We start from the raw sequence: 25,347 nt of genomic DNA, 5'->3' as shown, positions 1-25,347 counted from the left end.
TGATGTATAATTAATTGTATAAATATATAACTAGATAACTTTTTAACTTTTTATCTAGTTATATATTTTGTTTTTCGTACTTGCTGCTAGCTTGAGATAAACGGAGGAATAAACATGGAGAATAGAGAGAATAAGATTGAAAAAATACATGAACTTGTAGAAGAACTAAATAGGCACGCCTATAGCTATTATGCTCTTGATAACCCAACTATATCTGATAGAGAATATGATAAAAAATATGATGAACTAACCCTATTAGAAAGGGAAACTAAGTATGTACTCCCTTATTCTCCAACACAGAGAGTAGGGGATACAGTTTTATCTGAGTTTCAAAAATATACCCACAGAGCAAAGCTTTGGAGCTTGGATAAGGCTCAGAGCATAGAGGAGTTAAAAGAGTGGGACAGCAGAAACAGAAGATTTATTGCTGACTATAATGCTAGCCATGAAGCTAAGCTTCCAGAACTTAAATATGTAGTAACAAAAAAGTTTGACGGGCTTACTTTAAACTGTACATATGATGAAGAGGGAATTTTAATAAGAGCTGCTACAAGAGGAACAGGTGAAACTGGAGAGAACATAACTGGTCAAGCTAAGACCATCAAGAGGCTTCCGCTTAAAATAGATAATGACTATCTTTTTGAAGTTCATGGAGAAGCAATAATGACAAAGAAGGCTTTTGATGATTACAATAGAACCGCAGAAGTACCTCTTAAAAATTTAAGAAATGGTGCAGCGGGAGCTCTAAGAAATTTAAACTTAAAAGAGACAGCCAGAAGAAATCTGTCTGCATTCTTTTATGATATAGGTTATACGGAAGGCGAATCCTTTAACAGCTATATGGATATGATGAATTTCATAAAAGAGAAGGGATTTCCAGTAGATGATTATATAAAAGTTTGCAGCAATGTAGAAGAAATTGAAACAGAAATAAGATACATAGAATCTATTAGATACGACCTTGATTATGATATAGATGGTTTAGTCATTGTAATTAATGATACTAAAACAAGAGAGCTTTTGGGGTATACTGTAAAATTCCCAAGATGGGCAATTGCTTTTAAGTTTGAAGCACAAGAAGCCACTACAAAACTCTTAGATGTGGAATGGAACGTAGGAAGAAGTGGAAGGGTTAGCCCTACTGCACTACTAGAACCGGTAGAACTTGCGGGAGCAACTGTAAGAAGAGCTACTTTAAACAATATAGATGATGTTAGAAGAAAAGGCGTCAAAATAGGCTGCGATGTATTTGTTAGACGCTCAAATGACGTTATACCAGAGATAATGGGAGTTGTTGAGGAAACTCTAGAGGGAAGTAGAGAGATAGAAATTCCAACTCATTGCCCAGCCTGCGGAAGCGAAATTATACAAGAGGGGGTTCATTACTTCTGTGAAAATACTTTATCCTGCAAGCCACAGATGGTTAAGAGCATAGTGCATTTTGGCAGCAGAGAAGCCATGAATATAGAAGGCTTTAGCGAAAAGACAGCAGAGCAGCTTTTTGAAAAACTAGAAATAAAATCTATAGCAGATTTATACAGATTGAAGAAGGAAGACTTGCTAACTCTTGAAAAATTTGGAGAGAAGAAGGCGCAAAACCTTTTAAATGCTATAGAAAAGAGCAAAAACTGTGATTTACCTTCATTTGTATATGCATTGGGAATACCTAATATAGGAAAAAAAACTGCAACAGATTTAGCAAAGACCTTTAAAAGCTTGGAAAGAATAAAAAAGGCTGCCTTTGAAGAACTTACGGCAATTCAGGATATAGGAGACATTGTGGCTCGAAGTGTACTAGAATTTTTTAATGAGGAAAAAATAATAAATAGTATTAATGAACTTTTAGCTTTAGGAGTTAGCCCGAACTATGAGGAAGTAGTGGTTGATGATAATCCATTTACAGATAAAACAGTAGTTGTAACAGGAAGCTTAGAGAGCTATAGCAGAACGGAAATTAAAGAAAAGTTAGAGGAATTAGGCGCAAAAGTTTCAGGCAGTGTAAGCAAAAAAACTAATTATGTGATTGTTGGAAAAGAACCAGGTTCCAAGTATGATAAAGCAGTTGAACTTGGAGTGAGAATATTGACAGAAGAAGAATTTACTTCCATGTTGTAAAAAATCTGTAAAATAGTAAAAATATACTTTACAATTGCAAGTTTTTGAATTAATATAGTTCATGAATGAAATTTGTTCTTAGATAGCTCGGGAGGCTAAAACATGAGAAGAACTATAAATGTACTAGGATGGATAAGTGTAACTTTAACTATTGCAGCACTGATTTTGACAATGATATCAACGTATCATTTCGCTTACATAAAATATTTTGATGATTATTATACCCTTCAGGTGTTCTTGTTTTTTACTATGTTAATCTGGGGAGTAAAGATATTTTCTTTAAGATCAAGTGCAAGAGACATAATTTATACTATTATTTGTTTCCTAATGGCTTTTGGTTCAATGTTTTTCAGATTGATGAAGGTTTATTAACTTAATAGATTATTAAAATACATCAGTATCATATAGACTGATGTATTTTTTATTTTCTCTACAAATCCAAATCTAGGTTAAAAATCCTTGTATTAAATCATATAATGTTAATGTATGCTGGGAAGAAATTGACTTGGAGGGGATATGGTTACACTACTGAATGAACTCTACTATAAGCTAAGAAAAGAAGAAATAGAAAAGGCACATATAATATTAAAGATGATAAAAGTAGAAACTATACTGCAGAGCCTAACAAAGCTATGCTGGAAGTACAACATTCAGTATGAGGTAATTATTAAAACAAAAGATACGCTAACAATAAAGTTAAGAGGAAATCGAGAGATAGTAGTGTTTAAGTACCATAAAGCAGACATGGTTTTGAGAGAAAATATAGATTCCTTTTTAAGTGAGCTAGATGAAAATAAAGCTCATAAAGGAATCTATTTGACAACTGGAAAATTTGAAAAACTATCTGGATTAAAAAATCGAGTTTTAGTTTTGAGTAGAGATTGCATGTTAGAGGATAGCTTCTCCTTCATAAAGAGACATTTGGGCCTTAAAGGAAGAGTGCTTGTAAAATTTAAAGAGGATAATTTAGATTTCTTTAAATATCTCCCACAATAAAGTATGTAGTGATTAATTTTAATAATTAATGACAATAATTAAAACAAGTTTAAAGTCTATAAATGGGAGAATAGCAAATGAAAAAGTTAGTTCTGTTGGCAACTACATTTATATTTTTAATAAGCACGGGCTGCGTAGAAAAAAAGGTTAATAATATAAGTCAATATAATAAAACTGATGACTATTTAGTATATAATATTGGATCTATGCCTGAGAATTTGATACTGTTAGATGACAGTAAAATAAGAAACAAGGATATTATGATTTCATTATTTGAAGGTCTTGTAAAAACAGATGAAAATGGAGATATTGTTCCAGGACTTGCCGAAAGCTGGACTATAGGAAATGATAACATAACCTATACTTTTAAGCTAAGAGAAAGTGCTTATTGGAGTGATGGAACACCTATAACTTCTGAGGATTTTAAGAGCTTTTTCAAGGATATCTTAAACAGCAAGCAAAGCAATATTTTCGCTTATCAGCTGTATTCTATCTTTGGTGCTCAAGAGTATAGAGAAAATAAAAAAGCCTTTAACGGTGTAGCTATAAGATCGGTGGATAGTAAGACATTAGAGATAAGGTTAAATTCTCCAACAAGCTATTTTCTTGAGATTCTAAGTCAGCCAATATATACGCTGAGAAAATTAGGCAGTAATCTGAAAGACTGGAAGAATAGTTACAGCGAAATTGTTTATTCAGGTCCATTTATTATAGATACTGTTTCAAAAGACGGGGAAGTATCCTTAATTAAAAATGAATATTATTATGACATGAATGAGGTTAAAAGCGAAAGAATTTATTTAACTTCATCGCAAGGAAGTGAAAATTCGCTAGCATTATTTAAAACCAACAAAATTAATCTATTTATTAACCCACCATTGAGTGAGAGCGGTGAATTAGTGCTTGACGGAGAAGCAGAAGTTGTGCCAATAGAAGGTGGAGCTAGCCTAAATTTCAATTTTAAAAAGGCTGGAATAATAAGTAATTCTAACTTTAGACAGTCGATAAGCTTAGCTATAGATAGAGATGGCCTGCTTAGCGGTGATTTGAACTATATAGCCAGGAGTGCATCAGCATATGTACCTAACGATACTGGTTCAGTAGATGAAAGTTTGAAATTTAAACCATTGATTAAAGTCGAAGGTAATGAAGAGCAGAGTAAAAAATTGCTTAGGGAAAGCAAATATGACAAGAAGGAAAGGCTAAAAATAGTTTATTTAAACAACAACGAAAATAGAAGGCTTTGTGATGCCTTAGTTAAAAATATCAAGGAAAATTTAGATATAAGCTTAGATTATAAGGGATATAATGATATTGAACTTCAAGATGTTTTGAAAAGCGGTGATTATGATATGATGATAATGAATTATGCTCTCTTGTATGATGATCCAGCATCTATTTTGGAGTCTTGGGCTTCTAATTCTAAGCTTAATATATTTGGTTATAAAAATGCTGAGTTTGATAGTTTGATTTCTAAAGCTAAATTTGAAAATGATAAAGCTAAGAGAAAAGACCTTTTAAAAAGGGCTGAAGAAATATTTTTAAGTGACGCTCCTGCTATACCAATATATTTTCATAATATAATTTTATGTAAAAAGTCTTCCGTGCAAGATGTATATGCAACTAAGGAAGGCAATATTAAGCTAGATAGAGCTTATATAGAGAAATAAAGAAAAGCTCCCTAAATATCTTGGGAGCTTTTCTTTATAATTTTTTTAGCAATAAAGTAACCGCAGCCATTTAAGAGGTTGATTGAACTTGTTAATGTAGCTGCTTGATTTAAAGTACACTTGCCATTTATAGAGTAGGTACAGCTTTCAGAGCAGTTAATATTTGTCATAATGTATCAACTCCATAGTTCAGTGTTTTGTTATATATAGTTTGTTCAGTATAGCTTTTTTAACTCAAGGAGATAGCTGCACAAATTACATTAATCTGTTAGAATGTTTAAATGTTTGGAGACAAGTCTTTTTCATCAAATAGCTTACCTAAATGTAGAATAAGGAAAAATAGCAGCATATTTTTTGTGCTGTCAAATGTAAACTTGCTTTGAGAGAAGGTTTCTTTCTTTTTATTATAGTTTACGTATTTTATGAAAATAGGTGGCAGTTCAACACTATCAGGAGTTGGGACAGATGCCATTCTAAAATCTTGCTCTTCTAGTAAATCTTCAGCTTTTGAAGAAAAACCTCTGTATCGTTCTATATCGTCTAAATCCGGACTAGCAGGCCAGCTTAATATTATTCCTGAGTCTACCAATTGGCGCTTAAAAATATCTACAGCAACTAGATTGCCGTCCTTAGTTTTTTCAAAGATATTCATATGACTTAAAACAGATAATAGATAAAGTACTATATCCATACAGGTATACTCAATTTCTTTTTTATCAGTAAGCTTTATAAAAATACCTCTCTCTGGTTGATAAAGTTCCAAGAGCCTTGAATAAATCTCTTCTGCCTTATCCTTGAATTTCAGTATTCCTGTACTGCTATATAGGAGCATGAGATTAATATAAAGCAGTCCGTCATAGTCAGACGTGTCCTCTCTTATATCTTCGCTTTGTTCCTGTGAACTATCTATTAAAAGCTCTCCTAAATCAAGCATAATTAATTTTGCGTCATCCAAACCAGAATATCTATATAATAAATTGAAAGCAAGAGAAAGCTTTAATAAATCCTCGTTGGAGCATCGATATAATTCATCTCTAAACTCTAAAAACATTTTGAGTATGTCTAAGGCAAAGTTTTTGTAGTCTTCTCCATATTTACCTTCATCAAATAACGAGTATTTGTAGTAGGCAGCCATAAGAAGAGCTTGATCCGAATACCTAAATTTTTTATTTTTCTCTTCGAACTTGTTATCTTCTGAGGAATCTTTGCTGCCATGCTTCTTATCAACGAATACTCCCTCTATGTTTCTAAGATTTGCTGCAAAAAACTCAAGCTGTTTTCTTGCTATGGATAAGTAGAGTGTGCTTAATGAGTATTTTTTATTATCGATGTCCTTAAATTTTTTGTAGTAGTCTACTAATTCGAGAAGACTTAAAGTCATGAAAGCATTACTTTCAATGGTTATTTCTCTTTTTAAGGAATCTTCATCAAAGCTTAAATTTCCACCAATGCTTAAAAGTTTAGCATTTCCTTTTTTATAAACACATAAAAGTGGAGAAAGAGAGCTAAGTATGCTATTATCAAAATTAGGTGTATTTCTAACTTTTAACTCATTTGTATGAAGTGTTATGCCGCATTTCGAATGCAGTACTAGGTATTTAACAGATTCCTTTGCTAGAAAAAATAATTGTTTTTCAATTGTTTCACTGTTTAGAGAGTTCATTCTTAAAAATGGACCTATATACTTCAAAATCTACACCACCATAAATTAATCCTTATATAAATAATATGAATTAAGTTGTTAAAAAGTGCTTGTTCACTTTTTAAAAGGAAGGAGTTTTTTTATGAAAGTTGGAAAATTGAATTGGGATGACCTAAAAGAAATAATATCGTCAAATAGAAGCGTTGATAGAGCAGATGTCAGAATTAAAAGCGGGGTAGGAGAGGATTGCAGTGTTGTAGAGTATGGTGATTATGAGTGTGTTCTTTCAACAGACCCTATAACTGGAACAGAATCCAATGTTGGAAAGCTAGCAGTACACATAAATTGCAATGACATTGCATCTTGTGGGGTTGAGCCCGTTGGAATTTTGGTGACAATACTTGCTCCAGAAAATATTACCATGGAAGAGATTAAAGAGGTCATGAGACAGATAGATGAGGAAACCAAAAAACTGAATGTAGAAATTTTAGGAGGGCACACTGAAGTAACAAATGCCGTCAATAAGCTAATAGTTTCTTGTACAGCGATTGGAAAAGGAAAATTAGGAAGTGCTGTTGCAACTTCTGGAGCAAAAATTGGAGATGACATTGTAGTAACAAAGCTTCTTGGAATGGAAGGAAGTTCTATAGTAGTTAATGATTATTACGATTATATAAAAGATATATTATCTGAAGAAGAAATTAAAGAAGCTAGAGATTATGTGAATAACATCAGCGTAGTTAAGGAAGGGACTATAGCCGGGAGTTTTGGAGTAAACTCCATGCATGATATAACCGAAGGGGGAGTGCTTGGAGCCCTTTGGGAGATGGCTGAAGCAAGCGGCGTTGGCTTTAAAGTTTACGGGGAAAGGATGCCTATAAGTGAAGCAACTAAAAAAATATGTGATAGGCTTAATTTGGATATTCTAAGATTTATATCCTCTGGAAGCATGCTTGTAACTACAAAAAACGGAGAAGAGCTTGTTAAAAGACTTAAGCAGAATGGGATTAATGCAAGCCTAGTAGGAAAGATAACCTCAAGTAAGGGAATTCTAGTTGGAAATAGCGTAGAGCAAGAGGTTCGACCTCCTGAAAGAGATGAGCTGTTTACCATTGAGGAAAAAATCAATAAATTTTGTATATAATATACATACTGTGCTATTATATATAGGTATAGCAGATATGTTTTGGAGGAATAAAATGAGAATAGATGGAAGAAAGAATGATCAGTTAAGACCTACAAAAATAACAAGAAATTATATAAAACATGCTGAAGGCTCTGTATTAATCGAAGTAGGAGATACAAAAGTAATATGTACAGCATCTATCGAGGATAAGGTGCCACCTTTTTTAAAAGGAACAGGAGAAGGTTGGATAACTTGTGAATACAATATGCTGCCAAGGTCTACACAGACTAGGAAACCGAGAGATATAGCAAAACTTAAAATAGATGGAAGGACCATGGAGATTCAAAGGCTTATTGGTAGAGCGCTTAGATCTGCTGTAGACTTAAAAGCTATAGGCGAGAGAACCATATGGATAGATTGCGATGTTATACAGGCAGATGGAGGAACAAGAACTTCATCTATTACTGGAGCATTTGTAGCTTTAGTGGATGCTGTGAATAAGCTACATAAGCATACAGCCTTTGAGATTTATCCAATTAGAAATTTTGTAAGCGCGGTTAGTGTTGGTATAGTTAAGGATATAAAAGTGCTGGATCTTTGCTATGTTGAAGACTCTGCAGCCAAGGTTGATATGAATATAGTAATGACAGATGAAGGTGAGTTCATTGAAGTTCAGGGAACTGGTGAAGAGAGTCCGTTTTCCAGAAAAGATTTAGATGAACTATTAGCACTTGGAGAAAAGGGAAACAAACAGTTGATTCAAATACAAAAGGATGTACTAAAGACAGACTGCCTATGGATTGGAACAGGAGCAAGGAAATGAAAAGACTTATAATAGCTAGTAATAATGAGCACAAGGTTAAGGAAATAAAAGCTATTTTAGCTGAATTTCCTTTTGAAATAGTATCTCTTAAAGAAGCTGGAATTGATATTGATGTTGAAGAAGATGGCAGTACCTTTATGGAGAATGCCTATAAAAAAGCTTATGAAATATTTAGGTTGGCAAAAGATTCAATGGTTCTTTCTGATGATTCAGGCCTTATGGTAGACGCTTTAGGGGGAGAACCAGGGGTTTACTCTGCAAGATTTGCTGGAGAGCATGGAAATGATGCTAAGAACAATGAAAAACTGTTAGAATTGCTGAAAGGAAAACCTTTTGAAGAAAGAGGAGCAAGATTTGTTAGTGCGATTGTCTTAATATTAGATGAAAATAGGATCATAAAAGTTGAAGGAGATATAAAGGGGGTTGTAAAAGAGGAGCTTTCTGGAAGAGGTGGCTTTGGTTATGATCCTCTTTTCTATGTTCCAAAGATGAATAAAACATTTGGAGAACTAAGCGAGCAGGATAAAAATGAAATCAGCCATAGAGCAAGAGCTCTGCAAAAGTTAAAGGAGGAGCTCAAAAATACACTATGAAGATAGCTGTTATTAGTGATACTCATAGGCATAGGTATTCTTTAAATCAAATAGTTAAACTGATTGATGATACAGATATGCTCATTCATCTTGGAGATAATGTTGAAGACGTAGAGACTTTTCAAGCTAACTATAAAGGCAAAATTATAAATGTAAGAGGAAATTGCGATTTTACAAGCTTTACTCCTGCCGAAAGACTGGAGGAGATAGAAGGAAAGAAAGTATATATTACCCATGGTCATAGATATGATGTCAAATATGGACTTTTAAAGCTAAAATACAGAGCAAAGGAAGTAGGAGCAGATATAGTTTTGTTTGGGCACACACATGAATTCACCGAGATTTACGAGGATGGAATATGGTTTATAAACCCTGGCAGTGCGTCCCTTCCTAGAGATTCTTCAAAGAGTATAGTTATACTTGAAATCTCTCATAACAAAGTGCTTGTCTCGGTAAAAAATATAAAATGAATTTTTTTTAAAAAAGGTGTTGACGAATTTAAATATATCGTGTAGAATAATCTATGTCGTCGGGAGACAAACAAGAACTTCCCGACAACGGGGTGTGGCGCAGATGGGAGCGCGCGTGCTTTGGGAGCATGAGGTCGCAGGTTCAATCCCTGTCACCCCGACCATAATATGCGGGTGTNGATGACGGCGAACAAATTGGTCTTTGAAAATTAAACAGAGAATATAAAGGTAAATGACCAGCAATTCTTTTGAAGTTGAAAAACTTCTAACAATAAGTAAGCGATGAGCTTAAAAGATTCAAACTTTTAAATTGAGAGTTTGATCCTGGCTCAGGACGAACGCTGGCGGCGTGCCTAACACATGCAAGTCGAGCGGGGAACTTCGGTTCCCAGCGGCGGACGGGTGAGTAACACGTGGGTAACCTGCCTTGTAGAGGGGGATAGCCTTCCGAAAGGAAGATTAATACCGCATAACATACATGCTTCGCATGAAGAATGTATCAAAGGAGCAATCCGCTACAAGATGGACCCGCGGCGCATTAGCTAGTTGGTGAGGTAACGGCTCACCAAGGCGACGATGCGTAGCCGGCCTGAGAGGGTGAACGGCCACATTGGAACTGAGACACGGTCCAGACTCCTACGGGAGGCAGCAGTGGGGAATATTGCACAATGGGCGAAAGCCTGATGCAGCAACGCCGCGTGAGTGAAGAAGGCCTTCGGGTTGTAAAGCTCTGTCTTCTGGGACGATAATGACGGTACCAGAGGAGGAAGCCACGGCTAACTACGTGCCAGCAGCCGCGGTAATACGTAGGTGGCAAGCGTTGTCCGGATTTACTGGGCGTAAAGGATGCGTAGGCGGATGCTTAAGTCAGATGTGAAAATCCCGAGCTTAACTTGGGAACTGCATTTGAAACTGGGTATCTAGAGTGCGGGAGAGGAAAGTGGAATTCCTAGTGTAGCGGTGAAATGCGTAGAGATTAGGAAGAACACCAGTGGCGAAGGCGACTTTCTGGACCGTAACTGACGCTGAGGCATGAAAGCGTGGGGAGCAAACAGGATTAGATACCCTGGTAGTCCACGCCGTAAACGATGAATACTAGGTGTGGGGGTTATCATGACCTCCGTGCCGCAGTTAACACAATAAGTATTCCGCCTGGGGAGTACGATCGCAAGATTAAAACTCAAAGGAATTGACGGGGGCCCGCACAAGCAGCGGAGCATGTGGTTTAATTCGAAGCAACGCGAAGAACCTTACCTAGACTTGACATCTCCTGAATTACCGGTAATGCGGGAAGCCCTTCGGGGCAGGAAGACAGGTGGTGCATGGTTGTCGTCAGCTCGTGTCGTGAGATGTTGGGTTAAGTCCCGCAACGAGCGCAACCCTTGTCGTTAGTTGCTACCATTAAGTTGAGCACTCTAGCGAGACTGCCGCGGTTAACGCGGAGGAAGGTGGGGATGACGTCAAATCATCATGCCCCTTATGTCTAGGGCTACACACGTGCTACAATGGTCGGTACAATGAGACGCAATACCGCGAGGTGGAGCAAAACTTATAAAACCGATCCCAGTTCGGATTGCAGGCTGCAACTCGCCTGCATGAAGCCGGAGTTGCTAGTAATCGCGAATCAGAATGTCGCGGTGAATACGTTCCCGGGCCTTGTACACACCGCCCGTCACACCATGAGAGTTGCCAACACCCGAAGTCCGTGAGCTAACCGTATGGAGGCAGCGGCCGAAGGTGGGGGTAGCGATTGGGGTGAAGTCGTAACAAGGTAGCCGTAGGAGAACCTGCGGCTGGATCACCTCCTTTCTATGGAGAAATCCAGATTGTTCAATGAACAACTGGTAGCTGGAAATCCTTAAATCTCTGTTTAATTTTGAGAGACCAATGGTCGAAAGACTGTAGGTAAATCTCAATTGTTCTTTGAAAATTGCACAGATTAAACAATTAAAATTGTTATACTCAAACTAACTACTATATAGTAATTAAAAGGGTATACAATTTCGCAAATGAAGTAATGATTACTCGCGTTTTAATTACTTCATATTAATATTGAATTAGCATCTCAACAAGTTCAACAAAGTCTAATATTCTATCTGCGTAAAAGCGGGTGAAAATTCCGCATTTTACTTGATACAACATAAGATTTTATAGAATTGTTGATTGGTCAAGCTACGAAGAGCGCATGGTGAATGCCTTGGCACTAGGAGCCGATGAAGGACGCGATAAGCTGCGATAAGCTTCGGGTAGGCGCAAATAGCCTGTGATCCGGAGATTTCCGAATGGGGCAACCCCCACAGTTAAAACTGTGGATCCTGCATTGAATACATAGGTGCAGGAAGGTAACTCAGGGAACTGAAACATCTAAGTACCTGAAGGAAGAGAAAGAAAAATCGATTTCCTAAGTAGCGGCGAGCGAAAGGGAAAGAGCCCAAACCAGCAATTTATTGCTGGGGTTGCGGACAGAACATTAAAATTGTGATGTCATTAATCGAAGAAAGCTGGAAAGCTTCGCTATAAAGTGTAATAGCCACGTAGATGAAAGTGAATAACAAGAGTTCTGATCCAGAGTACCACGAGACACGTGAAACCTTGTGGGAAGCAGGGAGGACCACCTCCCAAGGCTAAATACTACCTAGTGACCGATAGTGAAGAAGTACCGTGAGGGAAAGGTGAAAAGAACCCCGGGAGGGGAGTGAAATAGAACCTGAAACCGTGTGCTTACAAACAGTCGAAGGGCATTAAAGCCTGACGGCGTGCTTTTTGTAGAACGAGCCAGCGAGTTACGATGTGTAGCGAGGTTAAATACTTAAGGTATGGAGCCGAAGGGAAACCGAGTCTGAATAGGGCAAATAGTTGCATGTCGTAGACCCGAAACCGGGTGACCTATCCATGGACAGGTTGAAGCGGAAGTAAAATTCCGTGGAGGACCGAACCACGTTGGTGTTGAAAAACCATGGGATGAGCTGTGGATAGCGGAGAAATTCCAATCGAACTCGGAGATAGCTGGTTCTCCTCGAAATAGCTTTAGGGCTAGCGTCGGGTAATTGAGTAATGGAGGTAGAGCACTGAATGGGCTAGGGGTCTTTTAGATTACCGAACCCTATCAAACTCCGAATGCCATATACTTTTATCCCGGCAGTCAGACTGCGAGTGATAAGATCCGTAGTCAAAAGGGAAACAGCCCAGATCATCAGCTAAGGTCCCAAAGTGTAAGTTAAGTGGAAAAGGATGTGGGATTTCTAAGACAACTAGGATGTTGGCTTAGAAGCAGCCACTCATTTAAAGAGTGCGTAATAGCTCACTAGTCGAGAGATCCTGCGCCGAAGATGTCCGGGGCTAAAACTTACCACCGAAGCTATGAATGTACCGTAAGGTACGTGGTAGAGGAGCTTCCTGTATGGGCAGAAGTCATACCGTAAGGAGTGGTGGACTGTACAGGAGTGAGTATGCTGGCATAAGTAGCGAGAAATGAGTGAGAATCTCATTGGTCGAAAACCTAAGGTTTCCTGAGGAAGGCTCGTCCGCTCAGGGTTAGTCGGGACCTAAGCCGAGGCCGAAAGGCGTAGGTGATGGACAATCGGTTGATATTCCGATACCACCAATGGCGTTATTAGAGATGGAGTGACACAGAAGGATAGGATGTGCAGACTGTTGGATTAGTCTGTCTAAGCATTTAGGTATTCAGGTAGGCAAATCCGCCTGGATTAGCTGAGGTGCGATGGGGAGCGAAATTTAAGTAGCGAAGTATCTGATTCCACACTGTCAAGAAAAGCTTCTATCGAGGTAATTGGTGCCCGTACCGCAAACCGACACAGGTAGGTGAGGAGAGAATCCTAAGACCAGCGGAAGAATCGTTGTTAAGGAACTCGGCAAATTGACCCCGTAACTTCGGGAGAAGGGGTGCCACAGCAATGTGGCCGCAGAGAATAGTCCCAAGCAACTGTTTAGCAAAAACACAGGTCTCTGCTAAAGCGAAAGCTGATGTATAGGGGCTGACGCCTGCCCGGTGCTGGAAGGTTAAGGGGATTGGTTAGCCGTAAGGCGAAGCCATGAACTTAAGCCCCAGTAAACGGCGGCCGTAACTATAACGGTCCTAAGGTAGCGAAATTCCTTGTCAGGTAAGTTCTGACCCGCACGAATGGCGTAATGACTTGGGAACTGTCTCAACAACGAATCCGGCGAAATTGTATTGCGAGTGAAGATGCTCGCTACCCGCGATTGGACGGAAAGACCCCGTAGAGCTTTACTGTAGCTTAGCATTGAGATTCGGTATTGTCTGTACAGGATAGGTGGGAGACTGGGAAACAGGGTCGTTAGGCCCTGCGGAGTCATCCTTGGGATACCACCCTGACAGTACTGAGTTTCTAACTGGCGGCCATGAATCTGGTCACAGGACATTGTTAGGTGGGCAGTTTGACTGGGGCGGTCGCCTCCTAAAATGTAACGGAGGCGCTCAAAGGTTCCCTCAGAGCGGTTGGAAATCGCTCGAAGAGTGTAAAGGCAGAAGGGAGCCTGACTGCGACACTTACAAGTGGAGCAGGTACGAAAGTAGGACTTAGTGATCCGGTGGTTCCTCGTGGGAGGGCCATCGCTCAACGGATAAAAGCTACCTCGGGGATAACAGGCTGATCTCCCCCAAGAGTCCACATCGACGGGGAGGTTTGGCACCTCGATGTCGGCTCGTCGCATCCTGGGGCTGAAGTAGGTCCCAAGGGTTGGGCTGTTCGCCCATTAAAGCGGCACGCGAGCTGGGTTCAGAACGTCGTGAGACAGTTCGGTCCCTATCCGTCGCGGGCGCAAGAAGTTTGAGAGGAGCTGTCCTTAGTACGAGAGGACCGGGATGGACTAACCTCTGGTGCACCAGTTGTCACGCCAGTGGCACGGCTGGGTAGCTATGTTAGGACGGGATAAACGCTGAAAGCATCTAAGCGTGAAGCCCACCTCAAGATAAGACTTCTCATAGCGTAAGCTAGTAAGACCCCTTGAAGAACACAAGGTTGATAGGTCAGAGGTGTAAGTGTGGTAACATATTTAGCTGACTGATACTAATAGGTCGAGGGCTTGACCAAATATATTTTAATCTGTGCAATTTTGAAAGAATAATGTTCTTTCTAACTACATAATTGGTGATGATGATGCAGAGGGTACACTCGTTCCCATACCGAACACGCAAGTTAAGCTCTGAGATGTCGATGGTACTGCTTGGGAGACTAAGTGGAAGAGTAGATAGTTGCCAATAATTAAGCTCTAGATGAATATCTAGAGCTTTTTGTTTTATCATTAATTCAATTTCAAAGTTAAAATTAATTTAACTCCTAATAAAACAAAAAAATAAAGGCACAATATTAATATACTTTTTAAGGAGATGAGAATATGCCAAATATTAAAATTGGAGATAAAGCTCCAGAATTTAGTTTAATGAGTTCAAAAGAAAACAAGGTAAGCCTTGCTGATTTCAAAGGTAAAAAGGTGATTTTATCATTCTATCCAGTTGCATTTACACCAGTGTGACAGAATCAGGTTGGTTCTCTGGAAGAGAATTTTGATAATATTAAAAACACTAACTCAGTTGCTCTGGCAATAAGCATTGATTCACCCTATGCCAATAAGGCATGGGCAGAGATGATAGGAGTCAACAATACAACTTTGCTTTCTGATTTCTGGCCACATGGTAAGGTAGCCTCCCAATATGGAGCTTTCAGAGATAAAGAGGGCTTTGCAGAGAGAGCTAATGTTGTTTTAGATGAAAAACATAATATTATATTCCATAAAATTTATGCTCTTGACGAGCAGCCGGATATGGAAGAGGTTTATAAATTACTATAGATTAAAGTATAATATACGCATATAGATTAGAGACGTAACCTATAAAAATATTAAAAAGAACGACTAACAACTACCAGCTACATTATGAAGCTGATAGTTGTTAGTCGCTCTTTTATTACGAACATATTAATAGGTTTATTCATATTTTTTATCTTGGCTCAGATACAATTAATGCTTCTAGTGTAGGAGTTTTACCTACTTGACCAACTGCATAAATGGTATAGAAAGTATTAGGATTAAGTGTAACATCTGGAACGGTTAATACTAGAGTGTTTGTATTAGCAGTATTTATTGTGAAGGTATAAGTTCCTGCAGGAAGACAAGCGTAATCTGTAATATCCTTAAAACCTACATTATCAAATATTTTTGTACCATCAGACACTTTAATATCCACAGCAGGTGCATTTGGAGAAAGATGAATGAATCTTATACAAGGCCTCCCAAAGTTTTGAGCAGTTGTTGGTTCAGGAATAGTATATAAAGTAATAAAAGGGGCAGTTCCAATTGCAGCCATATTAAATATAGTGTTTTCAGGGATATAGATAACAGTACTTATAACAGGTGATGTGGTTTGTCCTGTAGGGTAAAGTGTAATATTATAGCTGCCAGGAGAAACAGGAAAGTATGGTGAGATTTCCTTATAATTAAGATCTTTTACAATAAGATTTCCATTAGCATTAATATCTACAGCTGGGGTATCTGGTAAAGCATGAAACATCCTAATATAAGAGTTTGATGATGTTTGTCTGTAATAATTAGTTATCATTTGAGTATATGGACTGTAATACATATACTATCTCCTTGAAATTTTTGTCATTATCATGATATGATAAAAATTTTATAATGTTCATACAAGTTATGTTTATTTACTATTATATGTGCGTTTTGGATAGCAATTTATTTATAGTCATACATAAAAAATATATATTGATAGTAATTTATACATCTAATTAGATAAGAGATTTAAGACTTTTCAGATGGTAACTAAAGATTAAGATAGTGAGATATCATTAACTTTTACAAGTTACATAATAGGGTACAAAGTGGATAATAATATAATTTAGACTTACAGAATTTAGTAATATAAAGCAGAAGCTATTTAAGAGGATGTGATAGACTTTTGAGCACAAGTAAAGAGTTATCTGTTTGTTTAAATGAAAACTTAAGAGTTTTAAATACTAGTTTTAAAGATTGCCCAGATGTTATTCAAAAACTAGTAACGTTAAAGCAAATGAAGAAAGGCTGTTTTATTTTCATAAAAGATTATGTGAATTCTGATCTGCTTCAAAGAGATTTTATAAGACCATTATTATCCATGGATTATTATATGGTGGCAAATAAAAATATTATAGAGTATCTTCCAACTTTAAATAATTTTATATGCACTGATATGGAAAAGGTAATAACCTCCGTACTAGAAGGAAAAACTGTATTTTTATTAGACGGAGCTAATTTTGCAGTTGTTTGTGATTTAGTAGATATAGAAAATAGGGCTATAACTGAACCTGAGGGAGAGAAAAATGTGAAGGGTTCTCGTGATGGCTTTATAGAATCTCTATCTACAAATATTACCTTATTAAGAAGAAGAATAAAGAGCAGTAGATTAAAGTTCAGACATATAGTTCTAGGAAACGTAACTCATCAAAATCTGGCCATAGCTTACATTGAAGAGATAGCAAATCCGGAGATATTAAGTATTCTTTATAGTAAGATTAAAGATATTGGTACTGATGGGTTGATATCTATGGGGCAAGTTGAACAGCTTATAACAGAGTCTAAGTATTCCTTGTTTCCTCAACATGTTTCTACAGAGAGAGTTGACAAAGCAGTTGCAGCACTTTTAGAAGGAAGGCTTGTTGTATTATTAGAGGGGACTCCCATTGTACTAATAGCTCCAATTTCTTTATTTTCGCTTATTCAAGCTCCTGACGATTACAGTGCAAACTGGATAGCAAGTACAGTTGTTAGGATTATTAGAATCCTAGGTATGATTACTACATTAATTTTGCCAGGGCTATATGTTTCAATTACTGCTTTTCAATACTATCTAATACCTATAGATATATTAACTACACTTGCTAGATCTAGAACTGGTGTTGCTTTCCCTCCAGCTGTTGAAGCCCTTGTAATGGAATTTACAATTCAAATGATGAGGGAAGCATCCATAAGGCTCCCTACCTATATAGGCACAACTTTAGGTATTGTTGGTGGTATCATAATTGGTCAGGCAGCAGTAGCTGCAGGAATAGTAAGTAACGTATTTATTATAGTTGTAGGAATAATGGCTATAGCATCTTATGTAACACCTGACAACAACTTAGGATTGGCTTTGATTGTGATAAGAATAATCATATTAATAATGTCGTCCATGTTTGGAATTCTTGGAATAACAGTATGCCTGGTTTTGCTCGCTATGCATTTGCTTTCTTTGGAATCCTTAGGACAGCCTTATTTATCTCCTATCATGCCTTTTAAATTAAGGGACTTGAAGGATACTTTTATTAAATTGCCTTTGAGTTTTATGAATAAAAGACCACATATCACTCAACCAACTAACAAGAATAGAGGTGATAATAATGAATGACTCAAGGCATGATATCACCTCTACCCAATTAATGGCTCTGCTGGTTTCAGCAGAAATCGGAGCAGGAATTGTCACTTTGCCATCCATTTTAGCTCAGAAAGTTGGTCATGATGGTTGGATATCAATTATTATCACAGGCTTTCTGTGTATAGCTGTGGGATTAATAATTATGAATTTATTAAAAAGCTACTCTGATAAAACTATATTCCAAATAAATGATATAATATATGGGAAAATTTTGGGGTTTATACTTAATTTTAGTTTTCTGCTATATTTAGTGTTCATTGCCGGTATGACCTTAAGAGTTTTTATGGAAATTGTCAATATTATAGTTCTTAAGCTTACGCCTCCATTAGTAATAACCGTTATTATATCAATATCTACAGTATATGGAGTAGCTAAAGGATTAAAAGTTATAGCTAGATTTTCTGTTATGCTTTATTTTTCTTATTTCATAATGATATTAACGCTTTTGATGGCAATTAAATACACAAGATACACCTATTTGCTTCCGGTTGGCTATGCTGGCTTAAGTAATATTGCAAATGGAGTAAAAATAAGTGCTTACTCATTTCTTGGCTTTGAATTAGTAGCTGTAATATATCCAAATATAAAAAATAAAGACAAAGCTGCTACCTATATGTGCCTGTCTATAGCTATTACAACTCTATACTATGTAATGGCGGTAGTTGTTACAACTGCTATGTTTGGAGAAACAAAATTAGCTATGCTTGTATTTCCAATTTACAATCTTGAACAGTCCTTAAATATCCCGGTTATTGAAAGATTTGATATTTTTTACATAATGTTCTGGTTCCCAACAATAGCTTCTTCCGTACGTGCTTATTTTTTTTCAGCCTACTACGGTATAACAAAAGTTTTTAAAATCAGAATGAAGAAACTTTTAATTTTTGCTTTGGCTGTCGCTGTAATAGCAATAAGCAGGGTACCAAGAAATTTTGAAGCTATGTACGATTATTTGAAATTTGGAGGGAATCTAGGGATTTTCCTAATATTTATCATCAACATAACTTTCCTTATATCTTTCGTGAAAAGAAGGTGGCTAATATAAATTGAAAAAAGCAATAGCTTTTATAATGATTATATTGACATTTGTAAATTGCACAGGGTGTTGGGATCAAAAGATATATGAAGAATTAGGGTTTATTATGCAGGTTGGAATTGAACCCTCTAATTCAGGAGACATGATGTTATCAGCAGTTATGCCTGTGGTAGAGGAACGCACTAAAGAAAGAACCGAGTTAATTTATACTAATGCTAATTTGGTAAGAGAGTTTCGCGAGAAGGTAAGACAAATATCAGCACAAGCTGTTGAGGCTGGAAAGGTGCAGCAGTTTCTGATATCTGAATCCTTAGCATACAAAGGAATATATGATCTGTTTGACGTAATCGAAAGGGATCCTATAAATCCTCCTAGTGCCTTTGTTGTTATTACTGATGGCAGTCCAAAGGCGATACTCGAGGAATTAAAAACATTAACTGATAAACCCCCATCCTCAAAATATATTCATGATTTAATTAGAAGTAATATTCGAGCATCTAATGTACCAGAATCTAGAATATTTCAGTTTACAACCCAATATTTTAGTCCGGGTATCGACCCTATTGTACCTATTCTTAAATTGAGTAGTGAAAGGGGAGCGGGGATTGAAGTTACAGGTTCAGCGTTGTTTGCAGGTGATAAGATGGTAGGAAAAGTCGATACAAAACAAACATCGTTATTATTAGCAATGATGGGGAAAGTAAAAAATGCAGTCTATATCTCTAAAGCACTATCTAATGAAGAAAGAGAAAATAACAAGAAAGGTGGTGCAATCACTATAACTAAAGCTAAGCGCAAGCTCCTAGTTGATATAAAGGATGATAAACCAGTTGTTAATATATCCTTAAAACTTAATACAGTTATAAATGAATACAAGTGGAATAAGAGTTATGACGAAAAATTTCAAGAATCTATTGAACATATTATAGAAAGAGATATAAAAAATGTATGTGAGCAAACGCTGAAGTACACTCAGGAGGTAGGCAGTGACCCATTGGGTGTAGGAGATATAGTCCGTGCAAAGCATAATAATTACTGGAAGAAAGTTAATTGGGAGAAGGACTATAAAAATGTGATATTCGATATTAGTGTTGATATCGATATAAGTAATCATGGAGTTATAAAGTAATTATCGAGAAATAGATAATATTTACAAAATTATTTTAAGAAATATTACATATAAGCAGTATAAGAGGTTTAGCTTCCATACAATGCAATAGCATGTACATAAATTCCTCCAATATCCTGGTCTATTACAACAATAATGTAAATATACATAGAAAGAATTGCTTATAGGAAGGATTAATCGGGGGAATGTCAATTGATAGACAAAAATAAAAAATTAGAAAAAGATAAGAATGTAGTTTTTGCCTTTGTGTTATTACTACTTATAATTTCAACTGTTTATGCGGCTTATATGCTTTTTAATGCTCCATCAGGTATTGCTCAAAATGAATATGAAAGAGTTAAAAGCGATTATGTTCTGATGATACTGCAGTGTGTTCTAGGATGTATAATAATTTTTCTGCCTTCAAAAGTTGAGCACTTGTTTCATATTGATATACCGGATTTGATGGAAATAATATATTTTATTTTTCTGTTTTGTGCTATCTATCTTGGAGAAGTGCGGAATTTTTATTTAAGAATTGCCTATTGGGATGTGATATTACACTGTTTTAGTGCAGCTATGTTAGGTGCTGTAGGTTTCATGATTGTTAATATTCTTAACAGCTCAGAAAAGATAAGTATTCAACTGAGCCCTTTTTTTGTAGCTCTATTTGCATTTTCCTTCGCCATATTATGCGGAACGGTATGGGAGATATACGAGTTTACTGCAGATGGAATTCTGGGGACTAATATGCAAAAATTTATGAGTGGAAATAGAACTTTATTAGTTGGAAGGGAAGCACTGCTAGATACCATGGAGGATTTGGTTGTTGATTGCTTTGGAGCGTTGATTGTAACAATGATTGGATATTTTGATTTGAGGAAAAAACATTTAAAATTAGAGCTGAAATAAAATAGTGCCAGCCCTTAGATATTTAGACATCTTATATGTCCATTTGTCTAAGAGTTGGCACCTTTAATTTTTAATTGTGTGGATTGGTGACTCATAGGGGAATCGAACCCCTGTTACCACCGTGAAAGGGTGGTGTCTTGACCGCTTGACCAATGAGCCATATGGAGCTAGAAACGGGGATTGAAGCCGTGACCTCCACCTTACCAAGGTGACGCTCTACCAACTGAGCTATTCCAGCATAGTTGACAACTGTAATTATATATGGTTCAAGCGATGCTTTCAAGAATATATTTTTTCTAGTATTTCATACTTTTACCTATGTGTAATGTTTTTGTTATAGAAAGAACCATCTTAAGCAAACGGAATAATATATATCAACAATACACGATGCTGTTGTACTATTAAGAACCATAGGAGATGATTAAATGGTTTATGAAAGCAAATGCTATTCTATTGATAACTGGTGCAGTACACCTCAGCAAGTAGTTAATATTCCAATCACGTTGTTTGAGTCTCTCAAAGGAAAGTATTTCGTAGGGCAGAGTGAAGCTCTATGGGTAGGAAATGGCTCTAATGCTTGGGCGGGCTTGTTTAATCCCTGTAATTCAGGGACAAACTTGTTTGCAAATGTGATAACTATATCTAATTTTTCGGATGAGTATTTAACTGCTGAAATATGGCTTAATGCAAGGCTTTCTGAAAAAGGAATTGTATCACAGAAGGTTTCTCCATCAAATACTGCTTTAGAGCCTTTGCCAGATAATAAGGTAAATATTAGATATGTGCAATCTACCGAAGATACTCCTCGAGGTGGAGTTAATATCTATGATAGAATTGTACCGCCAAATGGAACACTGGTGAGCGAGGAAGATGGTAAGTTTATTGTACCACCCTGTGGAAACTATACTATATATATTAAATCCTCAAGCGTAAAACCTTCTAAGGTTATTGTGGCTTTAGGATGGTGGGAAGAGAAGTTGAAATAATAAAAACAGTATTATTTGCAAAAAGAATCACCCCTGAAAAATGATTTCTGGGGTGGTTTTTTATTATTTCATTACTATTTAATATATTTATTAACAAAGCTCCAAAGTGTATTCCAGTAGGCATTTGGATCAACTGCCTCAGCTTGCCCGTGAGCTGCTCCTTTTATAACCAGTCTTTCTTTTGGAGCAGAAGATGCTTCATATACTTCACCCAACATTTTAAAGGGAACGAAGGTATCTTTATCTCCGTGTATAAACAATGTAGGTAGTTTACTTTTAGCCACTTGTTTTACTGCTGAGGCTTTGTAAAGACTATAACCAGCGCGTAATTTCGTAACTGTATTAGCGGCTGTCATTACAGGAAACTCAGGTAAACCAAACATGTCATTTAGCTGATAAGCAAAGACACTATTAACAGAAGAATACCCGCAGTCTTCCACAATAACCTTAACATTTGAAGGAAGGTCTTCACCGGAAGTCATCATTACTGTGGCTCCTCCCATAGATATGCCGAAAAGTGCAATTTCAGCCTTTGAATCCATTTCTATAATTTTATTGATCCATAGAAGCATATCTAAGCGATCATTCCACCCCATGCCTATATAATTGCCTCCACTATTTCCATGCCCCCGAAGGTCAGGTACAAGAACATTATATCCTTGTTCATGAAAGTTTCGAGCCCATCGCGTCATCCACTTACCGCTGCTATTGTAGCCATGAACTACTATTGACCATTTATGACTGACGTTATCATATTTGTATACATAAGCATTTAAATTTAGCTTATCAAAAGAAATAATTGATGTTTCAATAGGCGGATGCTGGCTTAAAAAGTCTAAGTCGGCTTTTTTTGCTGCATCAGTCATTTCAGGATTGATGGATTTATTTGAAGGTAAATTAGGATTGTTTTCTAAAAAATCCTTTTTGTTAGTTGCATTCAGAGCATAATTATAAAAGTAATTGCCAACAGCAAAGTAAGCAGCGATTAAAAGAATTACTATACCTGCTGAAATTATGGCTAGCTTCATTTTTACTCATACCCCCATTTTTTAGTGCTATTTATTTACTAATTTAAGTATGCTACATGGGTTCTTACTTGGCAAGCAAAAAAATAGATTGATTGCTTGCATGTAAAATAAATTACAGAAAACAAAAGATTTAACATTTAATTGAAATATTATAAAAATTCAAACAAGTTAATGACTTTTTTGCAGAGAAATTGAGATTTAGGTCAGTTTTGACAGTTAAATTCATTTAACTGCAGTTATCACATTTTACTTATTGGCAAATAGATGGTAGCTTTTCCATATAGGTGGAAATCTATCTTAGGTATTATGCTTTGAGATAGGTTTTTATTATTTTTTAAGGAGAGATGCTATAATGAAGGCTGGTAAGGTGTTATTACGACAAGAAGTCTTTTCATCAGACGCTTGGAAGCTTATCGAGTGGCTTGAGGATACTGAGATAACACAGTATTTGAATGAGAAGCAGAATGTAGGTAATAGCATTAGGCAAGTCATAAGCAGGGTGAACCTGCCTATTTTAACACATTTATTTAATCAGGATGGAAGTTTTTTTATTTTAACTACCCCGGAGGATGAGCCAATAGGTTTTTTAAGGCTTATTCCTAAAGGAAACAATACGGAAATGGTAATTGTTATTGGAGATAAAAAAAGATGGGGCATGGGCCTTGGCAGCAGTGCAATCTTTCAAGGTCTCAAGCATGCATTTTTTCAGTGGAGATCTGATAAGGTAGTTGCAAAAATAAAATTTAAAAATGAACGTTCTGTGAGAGTGTTTAAAAAAGTTGGCTTTAAAAAGGAAAAAGAGCTTTTAAAAGAAGCTCAGTATGCTATATCTATAGATGAATTTTTAAAGTCTGCTGCATAATATGATTAATTAAAGCTTGAAATAAAAGTAAGACATATGAATTTATTAGGTTGTGTTAAAGAATGCCGTTGATATTGAGCGGTATTCTTTAACACAACCATTATTAAAATTCCTGGAAGTAGATGCTCACTTGTTTAATTAAAAGATAATAAGTTATGTTATTATACTCGCTTGACAAAAGTAAGTAGGTTGCGGTACTATAGTTACATAAAGTAACTAAGTAAAAGATAATAATATTAATAAACATATATTAATTGAAGGAAGTGAGTATAATGGTTAGTTCTTTATTTGTATGCCATGGTGGACCTACACTTGTAATTGAAGATAATGAATACACAAGATTCCTTAAAGAAATAGGAAAGAGAATAAAGCCTAAAGCAATAGTTGTTTTTACTGCACACTGGGAAAATGAGATTACTACAATATCCTCTACTAATGATAACTATAGAATGATTTACGATTTTTATGGATTTCCAAAAGAACTTTATTCCATAAAGTATAATGCAAGGGGTTCAGTAGAAATTGCATCTAGGCTGCAAGCTATGCTCAAAGCAGTGGATATAGACAGTCAATTGGATAGTAAAAGAGGATTGGACCACGGCGTTTGGGATATACTTTATTTAATGTACCCTGAAGCAGATATACCGGTTGTTCAAGTATCAGTTAATCCTAACATGCCAATGGACAAACAATATAACCTCGGTAGCGCAATTAAAGATCTTGGCAGTGAAGATATTTTAGTAATTGGTAGTGGTTCAACTGTTCATAATTTAGGAACTATAGACTGGAACGCTGCTGAAGCGGTGCAATGGGCAGTAGAATTCGATAACTGGCTTATTGAAAATGTAGAAAATAACGGTAAAAAGGCATTATTTGAATACCGAAACCTAGCACCAAATGCCAAAGCTGCTGTGCCGAGGGAAGAGCATATTGTACCTTTGTTTGTAGCTATGGGAAGCGGTCAAGGTAACTTCCCTAAGGTGCTTCATAGAAGTTATTCATATGGGACTTTAAGTTACATTTGTATTGAGTTTTAATAAATAGAACTTGAAAATATAATAAGTTAATAAGTTAATAAGATATGTTTAGAATCTGTTTGATTAACGTAAATCGCAGCTTGTAAGCATATCTTATTTATTTTAAGAACTAACCTGCTATGAAGGACCTTCTATTATTCTGCTGATATTTTCAGATAAGCACAACAATTAAAAATAATGAATATATAAGTAAACACATAAAACCTATTGAATATAAGTAGTGTATCACATATAATATATAGTGTAGCATACATGTTGCGTTAATATATATTTATAATACAGGAGGGAGATTTTATGAGAATATTATTATTAGGGGCCCCAGGAGCTGGAAAAGGAACACATGCAAAACTAATATGCGAAAGCTTAAATATACCTCATATTTCTACTGGAGACATATTTAGAGATAATATAAGAAAAAATACATTTTTAGGAATACAGGCAAGAAGTTATATGGAAAAAGGGGAGTTAGTTCCAGATGAGCTGACTGTAGCTGCTGTAAAAAA

21 protein-coding genes, 3 tRNA genes and 3 rRNA genes (1 of these 27 cut by a window edge) are annotated in these 25,347 nt (G+C 36.4%); 21 read left to right on the top strand and 6 right to left on the bottom strand.

Annotation, left to right across the window (positions count from 1 at the left end; all coding sequences use genetic code 11):
- The first annotated feature begins 114 nt into the window (after nt 1–114).
- The 4 genes from ligA (at nt 115) to NBE98_RS20460 (ending at nt 4,781) form a co-directional block, all read left to right on the top strand.
- Entirely contained in the window at nt 115–2,115 is a 2,001-nt protein-coding gene (gene ligA / locus NBE98_RS20475; protein ID WP_250816856.1) for an NAD-dependent DNA ligase LigA, read from the top strand.
- A gap of 102 nt (nt 2,116–2,217) precedes the next feature.
- The gene (locus NBE98_RS20470; protein WP_250816855.1) at nt 2,218–2,487 is read left to right on the top strand and encodes a hypothetical protein; all 270 of its coding nucleotides are present in this window, start codon (nt 2,218–2,220) and stop codon (nt 2,485–2,487) included.
- A 144-nt stretch (nt 2,488–2,631) separates the two neighbouring features.
- On the top strand, nt 2,632–3,111 hold the full coding sequence (locus NBE98_RS20465; RefSeq protein ID WP_250816854.1) for a hypothetical protein: 480 nt from the start codon (nt 2,632–2,634) through the stop codon (nt 3,109–3,111).
- 77 nt (nt 3,112–3,188) lie between these two features.
- Nucleotides 3,189–4,781: a peptide ABC transporter substrate-binding protein gene (locus tag NBE98_RS20460; protein WP_250816853.1), complete on the top strand. Its 1,593-nt coding sequence runs from the start codon at nt 3,189–3,191 to the stop codon at nt 4,779–4,781.
- Nucleotides 4,782–4,792: 11 nt separating this feature from the next.
- Here the strand turns inward: NBE98_RS20460 and NBE98_RS20455 are convergent, their stop codons facing one another.
- Complete coding sequence (locus NBE98_RS20455; protein ID WP_250816852.1) at nt 4,793–4,951, bottom strand: hydroxymyristoyl-ACP dehydratase; 159 nt, start codon at nt 4,949–4,951, stop codon at nt 4,793–4,795.
- A gap of 107 nt (nt 4,952–5,058) precedes the next feature.
- Nucleotides 5,059–6,471 (bottom strand): hypothetical protein, encoded by a 1,413-nt coding sequence (locus NBE98_RS20450; protein ID WP_250816851.1) that lies wholly within the window; start codon nt 6,469–6,471, stop codon nt 5,059–5,061.
- A gap of 94 nt (nt 6,472–6,565) precedes the next feature.
- Between NBE98_RS20450 and NBE98_RS20445 the strand changes: the two genes are divergently transcribed.
- The 9 genes from NBE98_RS20445 (at nt 6,566) to NBE98_RS20405 (ending at nt 15,264) form a co-directional block, all read left to right on the top strand.
- Complete coding sequence (locus NBE98_RS20445) at nt 6,566–7,567, top strand: AIR synthase family protein (RefSeq protein WP_250816850.1); 1,002 nt, start codon at nt 6,566–6,568, stop codon at nt 7,565–7,567.
- A 55-nt stretch (nt 7,568–7,622) separates the two neighbouring features.
- A complete protein-coding gene (gene rph / locus NBE98_RS20440; RefSeq protein ID WP_250816849.1) occupies nt 7,623–8,372 on the top strand; it encodes a ribonuclease PH in 750 nt (249 codons plus the stop codon).
- Nucleotides 8,369–8,965: an XTP/dITP diphosphatase gene (locus tag NBE98_RS20435; protein ID WP_250816848.1), complete on the top strand. Its 597-nt coding sequence runs from the start codon at nt 8,369–8,371 to the stop codon at nt 8,963–8,965. The genes rph and NBE98_RS20435 overlap by 4 nt, the downstream gene beginning before the upstream one ends.
- The gene (locus tag NBE98_RS20430) at nt 8,962–9,435 is read left to right on the top strand and encodes a metallophosphoesterase (protein WP_250816847.1); all 474 of its coding nucleotides are present in this window, start codon (nt 8,962–8,964) and stop codon (nt 9,433–9,435) included. The genes NBE98_RS20435 and NBE98_RS20430 overlap by 4 nt, the downstream gene beginning before the upstream one ends.
- 88 nt (nt 9,436–9,523) lie before the next feature.
- Nucleotides 9,524–9,599, top strand: a tRNA-Pro gene (locus NBE98_RS20425).
- A gap of 142 nt (nt 9,600–9,741) precedes the next feature.
- Nucleotides 9,742–11,244 (top strand): 16S ribosomal RNA (locus tag NBE98_RS20420).
- A 356-nt stretch (nt 11,245–11,600) separates the two neighbouring features.
- Nucleotides 11,601–14,507: ribosomal RNA gene (locus NBE98_RS20415) — 23S ribosomal RNA — on the top strand.
- A 53-nt stretch (nt 14,508–14,560) separates the two neighbouring features.
- Nucleotides 14,561–14,677, top strand: a 5S ribosomal RNA gene (gene rrf / locus NBE98_RS20410).
- The 16S, 23S and 5S rRNA genes sit together here with 1 tRNA gene alongside, the layout of an rRNA operon.
- A 134-nt stretch (nt 14,678–14,811) precedes the next feature.
- A complete protein-coding gene (locus NBE98_RS20405; protein ID WP_284703669.1) occupies nt 14,812–15,264 on the top strand; it encodes a redoxin domain-containing protein in 453 nt (150 codons plus the stop codon).
- A 148-nt stretch (nt 15,265–15,412) separates the two neighbouring features.
- Here NBE98_RS20405 and NBE98_RS20400 read toward each other — a convergent pair whose 3' ends face one another.
- Complete coding sequence (locus NBE98_RS20400; RefSeq protein WP_250816846.1) at nt 15,413–16,054, bottom strand: DUF4397 domain-containing protein; 642 nt, start codon at nt 16,052–16,054, stop codon at nt 15,413–15,415.
- Nucleotides 16,055–16,384: 330 nt separating this feature from the next.
- Between NBE98_RS20400 and NBE98_RS20395 the strand changes: the two genes are divergently transcribed.
- From NBE98_RS20395 to NBE98_RS20380, 4 genes are all read left to right on the top strand, one after another.
- On the top strand, nt 16,385–17,848 hold the full coding sequence (locus tag NBE98_RS20395; RefSeq protein ID WP_250816845.1) for a spore germination protein: 1,464 nt from the start codon (nt 16,385–16,387) through the stop codon (nt 17,846–17,848).
- Nucleotides 17,841–18,920 carry a GerAB/ArcD/ProY family transporter gene (locus tag NBE98_RS20390; RefSeq protein WP_250816844.1) on the top strand — a complete coding sequence of 360 codons (1,080 nt, stop codon included), beginning with the start codon at nt 17,841–17,843 and terminating at the stop codon, nt 18,918–18,920. The genes NBE98_RS20395 and NBE98_RS20390 overlap by 8 nt, the downstream gene beginning before the upstream one ends.
- Before the next feature lies 1 nt (nt 18,921).
- Complete coding sequence (locus NBE98_RS20385; protein ID WP_250816843.1) at nt 18,922–20,040, top strand: Ger(x)C family spore germination protein; 1,119 nt, start codon at nt 18,922–18,924, stop codon at nt 20,038–20,040.
- A gap of 192 nt (nt 20,041–20,232) precedes the next feature.
- Nucleotides 20,233–20,931: a DUF2238 domain-containing protein gene (locus NBE98_RS20380; RefSeq protein ID WP_250816842.1), complete on the top strand. Its 699-nt coding sequence runs from the start codon at nt 20,233–20,235 to the stop codon at nt 20,929–20,931.
- An 84-nt stretch (nt 20,932–21,015) separates the two neighbouring features.
- On the opposite strand, the gene NBE98_RS20375 is transcribed toward NBE98_RS20380, so the two are convergent.
- Together NBE98_RS20375 and NBE98_RS20370 are read right to left on the bottom strand one after the other, a co-directional pair.
- Nucleotides 21,016–21,090, bottom strand: a tRNA-Glu gene (locus NBE98_RS20375).
- A gap of 3 nt (nt 21,091–21,093) precedes the next feature.
- Nucleotides 21,094–21,169, bottom strand: a tRNA-Thr gene (locus NBE98_RS20370).
- Between the two features lie 187 nt (nt 21,170–21,356).
- Here NBE98_RS20370 and NBE98_RS20365 point away from each other — a divergent pair.
- Nucleotides 21,357–21,917 (top strand): DUF6143 family protein, encoded by a 561-nt coding sequence (locus NBE98_RS20365; protein WP_250816841.1) that lies wholly within the window; start codon nt 21,357–21,359, stop codon nt 21,915–21,917.
- Between the two features lie 74 nt (nt 21,918–21,991).
- On the opposite strand, the gene NBE98_RS20360 is transcribed toward NBE98_RS20365, so the two are convergent.
- A complete protein-coding gene (locus NBE98_RS20360) occupies nt 21,992–22,945 on the bottom strand; it encodes an alpha/beta hydrolase (RefSeq protein ID WP_250816840.1) in 954 nt (317 codons plus the stop codon).
- Nucleotides 22,946–23,297: 352 nt separating this feature from the next.
- On the opposite strand from NBE98_RS20360, the gene NBE98_RS20355 reads away from it, so the two are divergent.
- The 3 genes from NBE98_RS20355 to NBE98_RS20345 form a co-directional block, all read left to right on the top strand.
- Entirely contained in the window at nt 23,298–23,807 is a 510-nt protein-coding gene (locus NBE98_RS20355) for a GNAT family N-acetyltransferase (protein WP_250816839.1), read from the top strand.
- Nucleotides 23,808–24,079: 272 nt separating this feature from the next.
- Nucleotides 24,080–24,844 (top strand): DODA-type extradiol aromatic ring-opening family dioxygenase, encoded by a 765-nt coding sequence (locus NBE98_RS20350; RefSeq protein WP_250816838.1) that lies wholly within the window; start codon nt 24,080–24,082, stop codon nt 24,842–24,844.
- Nucleotides 24,845–25,138: 294 nt separating this feature from the next.
- A protein-coding gene (locus NBE98_RS20345) for an adenylate kinase (RefSeq protein ID WP_250816837.1) crosses the window boundary here: on the top strand, nt 25,139–25,347 show its start. It continues 439 nt past the right edge of the window; only the first 209 of its 648 coding nucleotides appear in the window; the start codon lies at nt 25,139–25,141; its stop codon lies beyond the right edge, outside the window.

The organism is Clostridium swellfunianum (assembly GCF_023656515.1).
In the GTDB taxonomy this organism is placed as follows: Bacteria; Bacillota; Clostridia; order Clostridiales; family Clostridiaceae; genus Clostridium_AT; species Clostridium_AT swellfunianum.
This window is presented reverse-complemented; position numbering and strand designations above follow the sequence as displayed.